The organism is Ardenticatenales bacterium, from assembly GCA_020634515.1.
In the GTDB taxonomy this organism is placed as follows: domain Bacteria; phylum Chloroflexota; class Anaerolineae; order Promineifilales; family Promineifilaceae; genus JAGVTM01.
The window spans coordinates 1-15,537 of record JACKBL010000001.1 but is presented as its reverse complement, the minus strand read 5'-3'; the positions used below and the strand labels follow the sequence as shown (position 1 = coordinate 15,537).

Genomic DNA, 15,537 nt, shown 5'->3' with positions numbered 1-15,537 from the left:
TCAGGGGCGCACGTCCACGGGCCAGAGGACGCGGCTGCCTTGTCCATCCAGCCGTGGCAGCCGTTCGCCCGTTTCCCGCAGGTAGAGGCCGACGGAGATGGTGTAGGTTCCTGCCGGCATTTCCTCCGGCAAATCTAACCAATGCGTATCATCCACCCAATCCCCCGCCCGCCATAAATCGGTGGGATAGTCGTTGCCTACCGGCGGCGCATCCGCCACCTGCACTTCCTCTCCGTTGGCGTCCAGCAGGTGGACAAACACCGTGTACGCCTGGCCGGGCGCGCCCGTTGCCTGCCAAAACAGCGTGAGCGGCAAGATTTCTCCCGGTGTGCCGGCAGCGACACGGTAGCCGCGCAGGGTGATGTTATCGGCAAATGGGACGTTGAGGGGAAATGCCGGCATCTCCCTCTCCCCCACCGCCGCCAGCCGCGCAGATTCCGGCAGCAGCAGCAGCGTCATCTCCGCGCCATCCTGCGTCATCGTAACAACCTCGTCCGGTTTGTCTGGATTGTAGAGCGAAACGCTGAGACGCAGGCGCGTGGGGGCCGAAGCAATGTCAATCGGGTAAATCTGGTACGGATCGCGCCAGATTTGCCCCGGCAGCCACACGCTGGTCGGAACCATTCCCCACCCCGGATAGCGGTCCACCTGCCCTACGGAAGCCAGCTCGCGTCCTAACAAATGCACCGCCGTCACGTAATTCTCGCGCACGGGTGTGACCGCCTGCCAATAGAGCGTGACGACCACGGGCGTGTTTTCTCCCGGAAACACCGTCTGGTCGGGGGGCATTTCCACGCCTACCAGCCGAATTTCACCCTCTGGCGTGCGAAACCGGATAGGATCGTAGGCCGCCGCGGCGGGCACGCCAGTTAGCGGTTGGGGAAAAGCATAAGCGGGGCGAATGGAGACCCACGGCAGCAGCGCCGCCATCACCAGCAGCCAGCCCGTGGCCATCCAGGCGGCCCCCCTCGTGCGCGGGAGCAGCGCGGCCAATCCCGCCGCCCACAGAATATTCAGCCCCCCGATGGCCGCGAACATTAACCGCCCCTGGAATGAGGGAGCGTAAATCGTCCACCGCAGCAGCAAGACAAGTACGATGACGCCCCAGGCCACCAACAGCCAAAGCCCTTTGTTCTCCTGGTTGGCGGCCTGCCGCCCGCGCCACGCGCGCCACAACAGGCCGCCGCCGCCAATCAGCGCCAGCCCGTTGCAGATGGCGTAGAACCATTGCGGCGCGGCGACGTTCACACCGCCAAACAGACCCCAAAAGCTGCGGTAAAATGTGCCAAATTCCCCGCGCCAATCGTCCAGCGTGATTGTCTGTGCCCGCGTGCCCTGCACGGCGAGAAAAACGTTCAGGGCCAGCGGATCGCCATAAAGTTGGAAGTTGCGCCAGAACCACCAGCCGGAGACGAGGAGGGCCATGGCGGCGACCAGCCCGCCGCGCCAGAGGAGGAGCCGCCAGTCCCGCGTTTGCCAGGCGCGCCAGGCCAGGGCTATCCCGGTCAGCCCAAGCAGCGCGCCTAGCGAGAGTTTGGTGAGGATGCCCAGGCCGAGGATGAGGCCGAGGGCGGGAAAGCGCCACGACCACGCGGGTTTTTGCCAGATGTGGACCAGGAGATAAATGCCGGCAACGCCCAGCAGCGCCGTCAACGAATCATTGTTCACCGCCGCGCTAATGAACAAGAACATCGGATTAAACGCTGTCAGCGCCGCCGCCAGCAGCCCCACGTGACGGTCGGCAAACAACACGTTTCCCAGCCGCGCCGTTAGTGTGATGGTTCCCAACCCCAGCCCAATGGAAAGTAGCCGAATCACGTACACGGCCAGGATGGCCCCCTGCCAGGGGAACGCTTCGCGCGCCGGGTCATGCAGCATAATGTTCTTGTTCTTGATCTGGTTGGGATCGCCGACGTAAGCGTGGGGGTTGGGGTGATAAATTGCCGGCAAATCCCCACTATCAATCCACGCCGTCGCCAAAGCCATCAAGCCATAATAAAGCGGTGGCTGCGCCCCTTCTTGCTTCCAACGACCCGGATCATCCGCGTCCAGCACCGGCAGCCGCCCCGTCATTTGAATATACTGCACCACCGGATAATGCTTGTACTCATCCGATGACTCCAGCGGCGGCGTCGCCAGCGCGTATGTCACGCCCAGCACGGCATAGCACACCAGGATGAGGGTCAACCCCCGGCGCGCCAACCAGGACGAAACGGTGGCTTCTCCCCTCATGGGCGTACCTCCAGCCAACCCAGCGCAAAAGCGTCATATGGTTGTCGTTCTCCGGCAACCGTCAGGGGCAAGCGTCCCCCGTCCGCCGGATCATACATACCCATCTGCACGGGATAGCGTCCTGCCGGCAAATCAGCGGGCAGTTGAATCGTGTACCGGTCGGGGATGCGTTCGCCCGCCTGCCAGAAATGCGTCGGGTAGTCGCGCGGCGGCGCGTCCCCCTGAGCCAGCGGTGGCCGTGACGGATCCCCCACATGCACAAACGTCGTAAAGTCTCGCGGCACATCCGCCGCGGCCTGCCACGTCACGCTCACGGTCACCACGCCGCCGACCGGGACCGTTTGTGGTTCCATCTCCGCCGCGATTAGCTCAATGCCATCGCCCAATTGCGCCAGCGGCGGCGCCGGCGGCGGCCACTGGCGCGGCGTCACCTTCAGCGCCCCCATTGTCACCAGCGGTTCCTGGTCCACCAGACTCACCTTCACGTCTACCCGCGCCGGCGTGGCCGTGTCATCCGCCAGACGCACGGGCACGCGCTCACGCAAAACCTGCCCCACGGGCCAGAGCGACGCCGGCTCGCGCCCCGCGCCCTGGTAACTTTGCAGTTTGCCTACCACCTCATAATCGCGCCCAACCAGGAGAATGACGTACTGAGGGGTGTCCTCCCGGCTGGCGGTGATCGCCGCCTCCGCGCGCCAGAACAGGGTGAGCCATACCCACTCCCCGGCGTGCGCCGCCGGGGTGTCTACCTGGGCCGCCACCAGGGTGATGTGCGCGCCTAGATCGGCGTCCAGCGGCGCGGCGGCGATTTCCGCCGCGTCGGCCACGGGCATGGGGGCGTAGGCGCGCGGAATGACGAAAGCCACGCACGTGAGCGAGGTCGCCGCCGCCGCCGCGGGGAGCAGCCAGCGCCACCATCTGCTGTATGGCAGATGGCTCCATGCCGCCCCCAGCATCAGCGCCAGGGGCAGCAGGGCGGGGAAGAGCAGCCGTCCCTGCGCGGCAGGCGTTTTCAGCATGAACTGGAACAGCCCCAGGTAGACCAGCAGCGGCCACAAGCACAACAGCCCATACAGGCGAAAGCGGGCGCGGCGGTCCACGTTTGTTCCCGCTTCCGGGCGGCGAGCAGCGGCGAACAGGCCGCCCACGACCGCCAGCAGCGCAATGCCCTGCCATACGCCATATACCCATTGAGGGGCGCGTACGTTAAACCAACCAAAAACGGCGATCAGCGAATCCCCGATCTTCGCGGTTTCGCGCAGCACCTCGCGCACGGCATAGCCCTGGTCGCCGCCGGCAATGCGGATGAACTGATTGGTGGCGGTGATGTCGCCGTAAAGTTGCCAGTTGCGCCAGTAGAGCCACCCGCCCGCCAGCAGGGCCACGCCTGCCGTAATCAGGATGGCGCGCAGGACCACGTGGGGCTTTTGGCCGCGCCAGATCAGCAGGAAAAGGAAGCCGGCGGCATAGGCCAGCAGCAGCAATCCGGCGTTTTTGCTCAGCATGGCCGCGCCCACGGTCAGGCCCAGCAAGACCAGCCGCGGCGTGGTGATTTTGTCCAGCCAAAGGCGCAAAAGTTGGTAGATGGCGGCGCTGGCAGTGAAAATAATGAGTGTGTCGTTGGTGACGGCGCCGTGGTGGAATTCAAACTGAGGCAGGAAGGCGACGAGGGCGGTGGCGAGCAGAGCGCGTTCCGGGTGCGCGGGCCACAGGAGTCGTCCGCTGCCGTAGATGCAAAGGAGCGTGCCCAACCCCAAAAGGGTGGAGAAAGCGCGCAGCAGGTGGGCCGCCAGGGTCATGCCGTGCCACGGCCACGCTTCCGCGGGTGTGTGGACGAAGGCGTTGATGTTGGCGGGGGAACTGGCGTCGCCGAGGCGCACAAAGGGGTTGAACCACAACTGGCTTTCCGCGCCGGTGGTGTCGATGGGGGCGATCAGCAGGGCGCCGAGGATGTAGTAGAGAGGGGGCTGGGCGGCTTCTTGCCCCATGAGGCGGTTGTAGTCGTCGCCGGGGAGGACGGTGGGCAGCCGCCAGGTGTCGGCGATGGCCTGGGCGGTGAAGTAGTGGTGTTGTTCGTCGGGGGCTTCGAAGAGGGGGTTGCGGATGCCCCAGGCGAGGGTGAGGAGGAGGTAGGCGGCGAGGATGCCGGCAAGAACCCGACGGTGATGGTTCATGGGGCGGCCTCGGTGATTTGCAGGTCGGTGAGCCAGATGCGGTTGTCGGATGCGGGGTGGGTGGCGGAGAATGCCGGCATTCTCTCCCCCGTCTCCCGATCATACAACCCCACCCACAGCCTGTACGTGCCCGGCGCCGTATCCGCGGCCACCGTCAGCGAATGCGTATCCACAATCACCTCCCCCTCGCGCCAACTCGTCGTTGGCCGCACCCCCCGATCCGGCGGACCATCCCCTTGCCCCACAATCACCTCCTCCGCGCTGGACAAATGCACCAACACCACATAACTCTGCGCCAGGTCCGCCAGCGAACGCCAATACAGTGTCAGATTCACCGTGTCTCCAGGCTGCGCCGCCGTCCGCTCTAGATCATACCCATGCAATGCGATTTGCGGCGGCGCGCCAAAATCGACCCGTGCCGGCGTGGAAATAGGCGGCATCTCCGCCACATACGGCCACGCCACCACCTGCACCTCGTCCAACGGCAGCCCTGTTTGCCCCCACAGCGCCCCTTGCGGGCGCACGGACAGTTGCCGCCCGGTTTGCGGGTCAACCAGAGCGATGCGCACAAGATTCAGCCCGTCAGGCGCGGCGGCGGGGATGAGCATGTTCGCCTGCCCCTGCACGACCTGCCCCGGCTGCCACTGCGTCGGCGGAAACTCGGGGCGGCTCGGGGTGGTCAGCGTTTCGCCAACGATGCGCCCATCCGCCGCCAGCAGTTGGATCCGCAGTTGATAATCCTGCCGTGGCACACGGCTCGCTTGCCAGAACAGTTGCAGCGGAAACTCATGCCCCGGACGGTACTGGCCCTGCGGCAGACGATAGCCCAACAACGATATGCCGCCCCCCATATCCGCCGCGCGGGCGGTAAATGCCGGCAGGCACGTTTGCGACTGACGGAATGCGGACGCCGTTACCACAAAATCCGGCTGCAGCAACACATCCACCGGCCCTGCGTCGGTGTACACCGGGGTATTGTCCGGCTGCGCTACCAGCCGCAACCATACCTGATAATGGCCGGGCGGCAACCCTTCCGGCAGGGGCAGCCCGAATTCGCGGCGCACGACCTCATCGGGCTGCGTGGGCAACTCTCGCGGTAGGGGGCGGTCCACCTGCGCCCATGTGTTGCCCGCGTCGTCCATGAGGCGCAGCGAGAGCGTCAACGGCGCGCCCTCTGGCGCAAGCCCGCGCCAGTCCAGGCGGCTCCACCACACGTCGCCGGCGCGCCCCGCGCTTTCCGCTTGCTGCCGCACCAGTTGCAGGCCATTGACCCAGGCCGCTACCGGAACGTCCGTGGTTGTGGCTGTTGCCGGCACAATGGCGGCGGGCTGTGGTAGATAGGCGGCGAGGTTCAGCCCCAACCAGATGGCCGGAAAGCGGCAGCTTGTGACGAACGCCCAATGCGCGTTCACCCAATCGGTGAGGGCAAAGGGGGGAAAGCCATCACGCGGCAATGGCTCCGCCAGGAACCAAACGCGCCGTGCCGCCGCGCCCGCCGTTTGCATGGCGGCTTCCCCGTCGGCGACGGACATTTGCGCGTAGCGGGGCAGGGCCAGCGCCGCCGCCGCGCCGTGGTAATAATAATCGAAGGTGAGTTTTAGAATAGCGTCGTGCAGCACCACCACATCATCGGGACCGGCCACCCGGTTGAGATAGTCGGCGACGCCGCGCACGTCGTCTTTAACCAGGTTCGCTGCCGTGAACTGCGTGTGCGTCCAGCTTATCTGGCTGCCCAGCACAAACAGGGCCAGCGCCACCGCTGCCCACCGCCAGCGCCGGGCCAGCGAGTCTACCCCTGCTGCCGCCAGCAGCAAATACGGCGGCAATCCCATGAAAAGATGCCGCTGCCCATTGTACAGTGGTGTGATCAGGGAGAGCAGCAGCAGCAGCCCCAGGGGGACGAACAGGTAGGCCAGGATGAAGAGGGTGGCGGCGCGGCGACGGGCAATGAGCAGCCCCGCCGCGCCCAGGACGACCAGAAGCAGCACGGGAGCCACGCGCCACAGTGGTTGCACCACCGTGGGCGCAAATCCGACGCTGTAGACGCTGGCCGCGTGCGAGAGGATGTCTTGCGGCGGCACGTAGACGAAGCCGGACTGTTGCCCCGCGCGCAATCGCCCCAGGGCGACGGCAATGACGGGCAGCAGGGCAGCGCCCAACAGCGCCCCGCCTATCCAGACCCAGGCGGGCGGGGACCAGCGCCGCTGTCCCGCCCAGAGCAGCAGCGCCAGCAGGCCAAAAGCGAAGACGAAGAAGGCGAAATAGTGGGTGTAAATGCCCAGCAGACTGGCTCCCGCCCACAGCGCCAGCCATTTCCCGCGATTCCGGGAGACGGTGAGGGCGCGCAGCAGGGCGTAGACGGAAAGGATGTTCAGCGTTAGCAGGAGGGGATAGTTGCGCAGTTCCTGCAACTGCCAGATGTGGAAGGGAGATATGGCGAGCAGGCCGGCGGCCAGCAGCCCGGTGCGCCGGTTGAAGGCGCGGCGGCCCAACTCGTAGAGCAGGGGCACGGCCAGCAGGCCCAATGCCACGCCGAAGTAGCGCAGGGCGAAGACGGATTCGCCGGCAAGGGCGCGCCAGGCGTGCAGCAAGAGAAAATAGAGGGGGGGATTGGTGTCATGGGTGTCAATGTCGTCGATGGTAATGCGGTTGGCGAGGATGGTGGGCACGTCTTGCCGCGCCCGATAGAGACTTAACCCTTCGTCGCTCCACATGGACTGGGCGTCGAGATGGTGGACGCGCCAGGCAAAGGCGGCCAGGCAGGCAAGGGTTAAGAACAGGAGCGGGAGACGTTTCATACAGTTTTACGAGGGTGAAAGCCGTGACGTGGTTTCCCCAACAAGGGCTGACGATGGAATGAACAAGGGAATGGCCTCGTCAGCCTGGTGGAGCGGTCAGGAAACAGCCTCGCTGTCTCGGTTGTTTCCGCTCCTAACGGCGTAATTGTAAGCGGCATCAGGTCAATTGCAACTGGGATAGCTGTCCAATTGTTTCATGGGGGTCCCTGTACGGTTATGTCACCGAGAAAGAATTCTGTCCCCAGGCGGCTGCCGCTGACGGGATCGTACCAGCCGGCGAACAGTTGGTATGGTCCGGGGGGGATGTTTGCCGGCAGCGCGAAGGTATGTGTGTCGCGTACCGGTTCGCCGACGAGCCAATAGGAAGTCGGATACCAGCCATCCACGGGGGGCGCGTCCGCCTGGGCGACGTTGGCGTCGCCAGCCGCGGGGCGCAGATGAACGTAGATGGTGTAGTCCAGGCTGACGGGTTGCGCCAGCGCCCAAGTGAGGGTGACGGTGGGGTGGCTGCCCGGCTGCCAGTGGGTGTCGAAGGTGGCGGACTGGAGCTGGAGGGGAGAAGTGCCGGCATTCATCTCCTCCCCTACCTCCCTGGCACGCAGCAAAACCCTCGTAGCGAACTGGTCCGCGCGCGGTTCGCCCGCCGGCGAAAACACCGCCAGTCGCTCTCCGGAAACATTATCGATCAACCCCACCTCCACCTGGTAGAGCAAGGAGCGGGGCAGGTCCGCCGGAATCTCCACGCGCACCACGTCACAAAAATCAACGCCCACGTCCCAGCGGCTGGTGGGGTAGCCGCCTAATCCGGGATAGGTGCGGCGGCTGGCGACGACTTCGTTTTGCGGCCCGACGAGCTGCACAAACACGCTCTTATCCCGGATGGATTGGGCCAGCGTGTGCCAGCAGAGACGCAGCGGCAGGGTCTCGCCGGCGGCGGTGCTGTCCGCCAGCGGCTGCGCGCCCGTGAGAACGGCCAGGTCATCAAAGCGCCAGCCGAGCGGCTGTGCCAGCGCGGCCGCGGCGGCGGGGGAGAGGTGTGTGGGCGGCGCGTAGGCGGGGCGAATCAGCCCCCACCAGGAGCCGGCGGCGAGGGCGACGAGGGCTAGCAGCAGTGGCAGCGGGGCAAATCGCCCGGCGGCGCGCCAGCCGAAGGCCAGCCAGATGGCGACCGCGCCCACGGCGGGGAATAGCAGCCGCCCGTGCGGCGCGGTGACTTGCCGCATCCACAGTTCTAGTGCGCCGATTTGGAGGAGGAAGACGAGGGCGAGCAGGAGGAGGAGGAGGCTGGTTGGTTGCCATTGGCGGCGGCGCGGCCACTGTTTGATCAGGCGCGTCCATCCGTAAAATGCCGGCAGCAAACACACACTCAACACCCCATACACCCATCCCGGCGGCTTGATGTTGCCCCACCCAAACGCGGCCCAGAAGGAGTAGTACACCTCGCGCCACTGCGCCAGCGCGTCCGGGCGGCGGGTGGGGTCGCCACAGTAGGCCCAGATTGCGTAGCAGTGGGTGTTCAACCCCAACGGGCTGCCCAGCACCCACCAGGAACGCACATACCACCAGCCGCCGACGATGAGGGCTGCCGCCGCCGCCAGCAAGCCGGCGGAGAGCGTGCGTTTGCGCGCGTGGGGCTTGCGCCATAATAGCCAGAACCACCCCAGCGCCAGGGGCGGGGCCAGCGCCAGCGCGTTCGTTTTGGCCAGTGCCGCCAGGCCAAAGGCCGCACCCAGGGCCAGCCCGCGCCCGGCCGTGGCGCCGCGGCGCAGCAGGCGCGCCCACAGCCAGAGGGTGACGGCGCTGGCGGCGGCGGCGGCGATGTCGTTGGAGACGACGCTGCTTTGGAAGATGATCTGCGGGTTGAGGGCGACGGCGAGGGTGGCGAGGTGGGGCACGAGGGGGGTCTCTGGAGCGGTTTCCCGCGCCAGGCCGTAGACGGCTGCCAGCAGGATCAGGCCGGAGACCCAGGAGACGAGCCGCGCCAGATACACGGGTCCCCAGCCATCTTCCCAGGCGGGGCGTTGGGGATCGTGAATGACGACGTTTTTGTTGTCGGGCAGGTAGCCGGGGGCGTCGGAGGGGAAGTGGGGATTGCGTTGGATGGGGCGGTCGAATTGCCCCGCGCCTGCCAGACGCAGGGTGAGGGCGGCCAGGGCGTAATAGAGGGGGGGCTGGCTGGCTTCCTGGCGCAGGGGGGTGTCCCAGGCGGCTGCTCCTTGTGGCGGAAAGCTTTTGCCGGCAGCGAGCCAGAGAACATAGGCGAAATGTTCGGGGCCATCGGGTCCCTCGAAGGGGGGAACGGCCCAACTGGTCAACCCCACCAGAAGGCTAAATGCGAGCAAAATTGCCGGCAGTTCCCAGCGAAGCAGCCGCGCCCCACGATTCCCTGTTTGTTTTGTCACCAGGCCATTATAGCGGATGTGTGCCCGCGAAAATAGGGCGAAGCCAGCATGACGCCGCGCGGAGGGTTTGCGAATTGTGGACAAACTGCCGGGGCTACGGTAAACTTCCCCTGCTACCAGGGGCGTGCTGGTGGGTTACTCTTGCATGTGAAAATCCTCCCGGCGCGGTGGATGGCCGCGTACGGATGCGCCTCCTGGTCAAATCCTGCTACTTTTACCGAATTCCATTTGTACGCACAGGAGTGATTGTCCCCTGACAATCATCGTCTGGCGGAAGTTGTCAGGGGGCGACAGGTTGGTGGCGGCGCGTTTGCCGTGTCGTGACCGGGCTGTCGCCAGTCGTGTGCCGTGGGTGCAAATGGCGGGGCAAATCGCTGCCTCTCCTATGTCAAGAAGGATCATCAGAAACTGTGGATGCGACGGAGCAATTTTTACAGGCCATAACCGAAGCGCATGGCGTGCCCGGTTATGAGACGGAAGTGAGGGCGTTGTTGCGTCAATATCTGGAGCCGTTGGGGCAGGTATCGCGGGATCATTTGGGCAGCCTGATTTGCGAGCAGCCGGGGAGCGGCCCCAAAGTGTTGTTGGCGGGGCACATGGATGAGATTGGCTTTATTGTGCGCCATGTGACGAAGGAAGGCTTCATCAAGTTTTTGCCACTTGGTGGGTGGTGGGACCAGGTTTTGTTGGGTCATCGCGTGGTGATCAAGACGCACAAGGGGAATGTGACGGGGGTGATTGGGGCCAGGCCGCCGCATTTGCTGACGGCGGATGATCGCAAGAAGATTGTGACGAAGGATGAGATGTATATTGATGTGGGGGCGACGGGGAAAGAGGATGTGGAGAATGCCGGCATTCGCGTAGGCGACCCCATTGTTCCCCAGAGCCAGTTCCAGATCTTGTCCAACGGCAAATCCTACCTGGCCAAAGCGTTCGACAACCGCATTGGCTGCGCCCTCGTCGTGGAAACCCTGCGCCACTACGCGGAACAGGGCAACGACACCAACCACCTCTACGGCGTAGCCACCGTCATGGAAGAGGTGGGCGTACGTGGAGCCACCACCAGCGTGCGCGCCATTGACCCCGACGTGGCCATCATCCTCGAATCCGACATTGCCGGCGACGTGCCCGGCATCAAACCGGAAGAAAGCGATGTCAAACTGGGCGGCGGCCCCAGCCTGATGGTCTACGACGCGCGCATGATTCCCAACATCAAGCTGCGCGATCTCGTCATTGACACCGCCGCCAGCCTGGGGATACCCTTGCAATACTCCCTCATGCCCGGTGGCGCAACGGATGGCGCGGCCATTCACATGCACGGCACCGGCGTCCCCACGGTTGTCTTGGGTGTTCCTTCGCGGCACATCCACAGCCACGGCTCCATCATTTACCGCGATGATTATGATCAGTCGATCCGACTGCTGATCGCCCTCGTTGCCCGACTGGATGCGGAAACTGTGGGCGGGTTGACAATCTGAGAAATGAGAAAACTGAATTTGAAGGGAACTGGCAATAATCGTTCGTGAATGCGTGAGCAAGTAACCATTCACCCATTCAACCACTCAACAATTAATTATTGCTTTGCCTCCCTCTCAAGATGGAATGCACCTAATTAAATGGAGGATAGTGTATGGCAACCGTTGCCCCCGATTTTCAGAAGATCACGGATGCGCTTCTCGAGCAAATCGAAGGATTTGAGTATCAATTAACGTCCCGCAGCGTGGGGACGGTTCGCTCCGTGGGGGATGGTATCGCCCTGGCGGAAGGTCTGGCTGACGTGAAGGCGTCGGAACTGGTGGAGTTTAGTAACGGCGTGCGCGGCGTTGCCCTCAATCTGGAGCCGGACAACGTCGGTATTGTGATCATGGGCGACTACACGGAAATTGAAGAGGGGGACGAAGTGCGGGCCACGGGCCTGATCGCCTCCGTTCCCGTGGGGGATGCTCTGATCGGGCGGGTGGTGGACTCACTGGGTAATCCCCTGGACGGCAAAGGCCCCATCAATGCCGCCAACCGCCGCCCTATTGAGCGTATTGCTCCCGGCATCATTGAGCGCAAGGAAGTGGACACCCCCGTGCAGACGGGTATCATGTCTATCGACGCCATGTTCCCCATTGGCCGCGGTCAGCGCGAGTTGATCATCGGCGACCGCCAGACGGGTAAGACGGCCATTGCCCTGGACACCATTGTGAACCAGAAGGGCAAGGACATGATCTGCATCTACGTGGCGATTGGACAGCGCGTGGGGCAGTTGGCGCAGGTTGTGGCGGCGTTGGACAGCTACGGGGCGATGGAGTACACCGTCGTGGTCGTTGCCGGCGCTTCCGATCCTGCGCCGCTGCAATACTTCGCTCCGTATGCGGGCTGCGCCATTGGCGAGGAGTTCATGGAGAATGGGCGCGACGCCCTGGTCATTTATGATGACCTTTCCAAGCACGCCTGGGCGTATCGTGAGATGTCTCTGATTTTGCGCCGCCCCCCTGGGCGCGAGGCGTATCCGGGCGACATTTTCTCGCTGCACAGCCGTTTGTTGGAGCGCGCCGTGCGTCTGCGTGACGAGTACGTGATCGTTCCTAAAGGGAGCGAGGTGACGAGCGAAACGCAGGGCGTGGATGGCCGGCGTTATTATGGCAACCTGGCCAAGGATAACCTGGAAAAGGCGATGGAGGCGATGCCGGACGCGGACCAACATGAGGCGCGCAAGGTGCCGGGAACTGGCGGGTCCTTGACGGCGCTGCCGATTATTGAGACGCTGTTGGGTGACGTGTCCGCCTACATTCCCACGAACGTTATTTCGATCACGGATGGGCAGCTTTTCCTGGAAACGGACCTGTTCAACGCGGGGCAGCGGCCGGCTATTAACACCGGTTTGTCCGTCTCCCGCGTGGGCAGCAGCGCGCAAACGCACGCGATGAAGAAGGTGGCAGGTGGTTTGAAGGCGGACCTGGCGCAGTTCCGGGAGTTGGCGGCGTTCGCGCAGTTCGGTTCGGACCTGGACCCGGCGACGCAGCGGCAGTTGGCGCGTGGTGAGCGTTTGATGGAGTTGTTGAAGCAGCCGCAGTATGCGCCGTATGCGTTGGATCATCAGGTGATGTTGATTTATGCCGGCACGCGCGGCTACCTCGATCACGTGAAAAAAGACGAAGTGCGCCGTTGGATCAGCGAATTCACGCGCTATATGGACACCGCCCACACCGAAGTGGGCGCAACCATTCGGGACACCAAGCGGTGGACGGACGCTACCGAAGCCGCCCTGAAACAGGCCCTGACCGACTTCAACGCCACCTGGGCAGGTCAATAATCCACCAGGAACACAAAAGGAGTCAATCTTGGCTACTGAACGCGAACTGAAGAAACGCATAGCCAGTATCAAAAACATCGCGCAGGTGACGAGTGCCCTCGCCGCCGTTTCTACATCCAAGATGCAGCGCGCGCAGAAACAGGTTCAGGCTACCCGCGTCTATGCGGCAAAGGCGTTTGAGATTCTCAACAACCTGGCGGCGCAGCCCGGCGTGGGCGAATCGGGACACCCTCTGCTCACGTCTCGCGGCGAAATCAAAAACACGGCCATCATCCTGATCACGTCGGACCGTGGGTTGGCCGGGGCCTACAATGCGAACATCGTGGCTCGCGCGGAGCGATTTATTCAAGCCCTGCACACGCCCGCCCAGGTCATCACGGTGGGGCGCAAGGGGCGCGACCTGATGATTCGCCGCGGCTACAACGTGGTGGCGAGTTTCGATAACCTGCCGGATCCGCCGTCTACCCTGGATACGAGTCCGATTGCGCAGGTGGTGGTGGATGACTATCTTGCCGGCAAAGTCGATCAAGTCTTTATCGCATACACCGACTTCATCAACATTGTCACCCGCGTACCCGCGGTGAAGCAGCTTTTGCCACTCAAGCCCCTCGACTTCGAAGGCATGGCCGTGGCCGAATACGTCAAGGGCGTAGACCTGAGCAATGTCTCCAGCCGTGTTTACAGCTATGAGCCGGAACCGGCGGCGCTCTTAAACGTCATCGTACCTCGCTTCACCGACCTGCAAGTTTATCAATCCGTTCTGGAGTCGCTGGCCAGCGAACACAGCGCCCGCATGATGGCCATGCAAAATGCCACTGACAACGCCAGCGTCCTGATTGATGAACTCACCCTACAAAGAAACAAGGCCCGCCAGGCAAGCATCACGGGCGAAATCCTGGACATCGTCGGCGGCGCTGAAGCACTGAAAGGATAACGTCTGCCCGGAAGCTGATAACTTCCAGGCAGAACGTCCGCCCGGAAGCTGATAACGCCCAGGCAGAACGTCCGCCCGGAAGCTGATAACGCCCAGGCAGAACGTCCGCCTGGAAGCTGATAACGCCCAGGCAGATCATATGGAGGATTAAATGGCGATAGGCAAAGTAACCGCAATTCGTGGCGTCGTCCTGGACGTCCAGTTCCCCGAAGGCCACTTGCCGGAGATTTATGAAGCCCTGGAGGTTGTGCGCACGGAAGGCCGCCTCGTGCTGGAAGTGCAGCAGCATCTGGGCGCGGGGGTGGTACGCGCCGTGGCAATGGACGCCACGGACGGATTGGCGCGCGGCGCGGAAGTCAAGTCAACCGGCGCGCCCATCAAAGTGCCCGTAGGCCCGGTGACGCTGGGGCGCGTTTTTAACGTCATTGGCGACGCCATTGACGGCCAACCCACCCCGAAGTCGGACACCTATTACCCCATTCACCGCCCCGCCCCCTCTTTCCAGGAGCAGTCCACCAAAGTAGAAACATTTGAGACGGGCATGAAGGTCATTGACCTGATTGCTCCCCTGATCAAAGGTGGAAAGACAGGCATCTATGGCGGCGCGGGTGTCGGCAAGACCGTGACCATTTCGGAGCTGATCCGCTCCGTGGCCACGGCGCACGAAGGCGTGTCCGTATTCGCGGGCGTGGGCGAGCGCACGCGCGAAGGAACCGACCTTTACTACGAGTTGCAGGACTACGGGGTGAACAACTCCGTGGCGATGGTGTTCGGACAGATGAACGAGCCGCCGGGCGTGCGCCTGCGCGTGGCCCTCACCGGTCTTTCCATGGCCGAGTATTTCCGCGACGAAGGGCGCGACGTCCTTCTCTTCATTGACAACATCTTCCGCTTCGTGCTGGCCGGTTCGGAAATGTCCGCTCTGTTGGGCCGAATGCCCAGCGCGGTCGGCTACCAGCCGACCCTGGCCGCGGAAATGGGCCAGTTGCAGGAGCGTATCACCTCCACAAAGGCAGGCTCCATCACCTCCATGCAGGCCGTATACGTGCCCGCCGACGACTACTCCGACCCCGCGCCCGTGGCTACGTTTGCTCACCTGGACGCCAGCCTGACGCTGGAGCGCACGGTGTTCGCCAAAGGTATCTTCCCTGCCGTAGACCCCCTTTCCTCCTCCAGCCGTGCTTTGCAGCCGCACATCGTCGGCGAAGAGCATTACCGCACGGCGCGCGAAGTAAAGCAGGTATTGCAGCGGTACAAGGACTTGCAGGACATCATCGCCATTCTTGGTATTGACGAATTAAGCGAAGATGACAAGCTGTTGGTGGCGCGCGCGCGTAAGATTGAGCGCTTCCTGGGTCAGCCCATGTTCGTGGCGGAGAAGTTCCACGGTCTGGACGGGCAATATGTGACCATTCCCGAAACCGTGCGCGGCTTCCGCGAAATCCTTGATGGCAAGCATGACGCCCTACCGGAACAGGCTTTCTACATGGTGGGGACGATTGACCATGCGGTGGCGAAAGCGGAACAGATGCGCGCGCAAGCGTGACGTTTGTGACAGGCAGCGCAGCTTCAGTAATCATTAATTGGTGAATTGGTGAACTGTTGGATGGTTAATGATGGGGTGAAATGCCGGCCATTTTTTGAAAGTGGTCATTAATCGTGCGGCAATTCACACATTCACCAATTACTCTTTCTT

General features: G+C 63.3%; 8 protein-coding genes. 4 read left to right on the top strand and 4 right to left on the bottom strand.

Features of this window, described 5'->3' with window-relative positions:
- From H6650_00040 to H6650_00025, 4 genes are all read right to left on the bottom strand, one after another.
- Positions 1–2,232, bottom strand: a complete 2,232-nt coding sequence (locus tag H6650_00040) for a phospholipid carrier-dependent glycosyltransferase (protein MCB8950379.1) — start codon at positions 2,230–2,232, stop codon at positions 1–3.
- Positions 2,229–4,406, bottom strand: coding sequence for a glycosyltransferase family 39 protein (locus H6650_00035; GenBank protein MCB8950378.1), 2,178 nt, complete (start codon positions 4,404–4,406; stop codon positions 2,229–2,231). Before H6650_00035 ends, H6650_00040 begins: the two co-directional genes overlap by 4 nt.
- Complete coding sequence (locus tag H6650_00030; GenBank protein MCB8950377.1) at positions 4,403–7,204, bottom strand: glycosyltransferase family 39 protein; 2,802 nt, start codon at positions 7,202–7,204, stop codon at positions 4,403–4,405. Before H6650_00030 ends, H6650_00035 begins: the two co-directional genes overlap by 4 nt.
- A gap of 194 nt (positions 7,205–7,398) precedes the next feature.
- On the bottom strand, positions 7,399–9,606 hold the full coding sequence (locus H6650_00025) for a hypothetical protein (protein ID MCB8950376.1): 2,208 nt from the start codon (positions 9,604–9,606) through the stop codon (positions 7,399–7,401).
- Between the two features lie 410 nt (positions 9,607–10,016).
- Here H6650_00025 and H6650_00020 point away from each other — a divergent pair, with 410 nt between their 5' ends.
- The 4 genes from H6650_00020 (at position 10,017) to atpD (ending at position 15,387) form a co-directional block, all read left to right on the top strand.
- Positions 10,017–11,084 (top strand): M42 family metallopeptidase, encoded by a 1,068-nt coding sequence (locus tag H6650_00020; GenBank protein MCB8950375.1) that lies wholly within the window; start codon positions 10,017–10,019, stop codon positions 11,082–11,084.
- A gap of 152 nt (positions 11,085–11,236) precedes the next feature.
- Positions 11,237–12,907: a F0F1 ATP synthase subunit alpha gene (locus H6650_00015; protein MCB8950374.1), complete on the top strand. Its 1,671-nt coding sequence runs from the start codon at positions 11,237–11,239 to the stop codon at positions 12,905–12,907.
- A 28-nt stretch (positions 12,908–12,935) separates the two neighbouring features.
- The gene (atpG, locus tag H6650_00010; GenBank protein ID MCB8950373.1) at positions 12,936–13,841 is read left to right on the top strand and encodes an ATP synthase F1 subunit gamma; all 906 of its coding nucleotides are present in this window, start codon (positions 12,936–12,938) and stop codon (positions 13,839–13,841) included.
- A 151-nt stretch (positions 13,842–13,992) separates the two neighbouring features.
- Positions 13,993–15,387 (top strand): F0F1 ATP synthase subunit beta, encoded by a 1,395-nt coding sequence (atpD, locus tag H6650_00005; protein MCB8950372.1) that lies wholly within the window; start codon positions 13,993–13,995, stop codon positions 15,385–15,387.
- Positions 15,388–15,537: the final 150 nt, after the last annotated feature.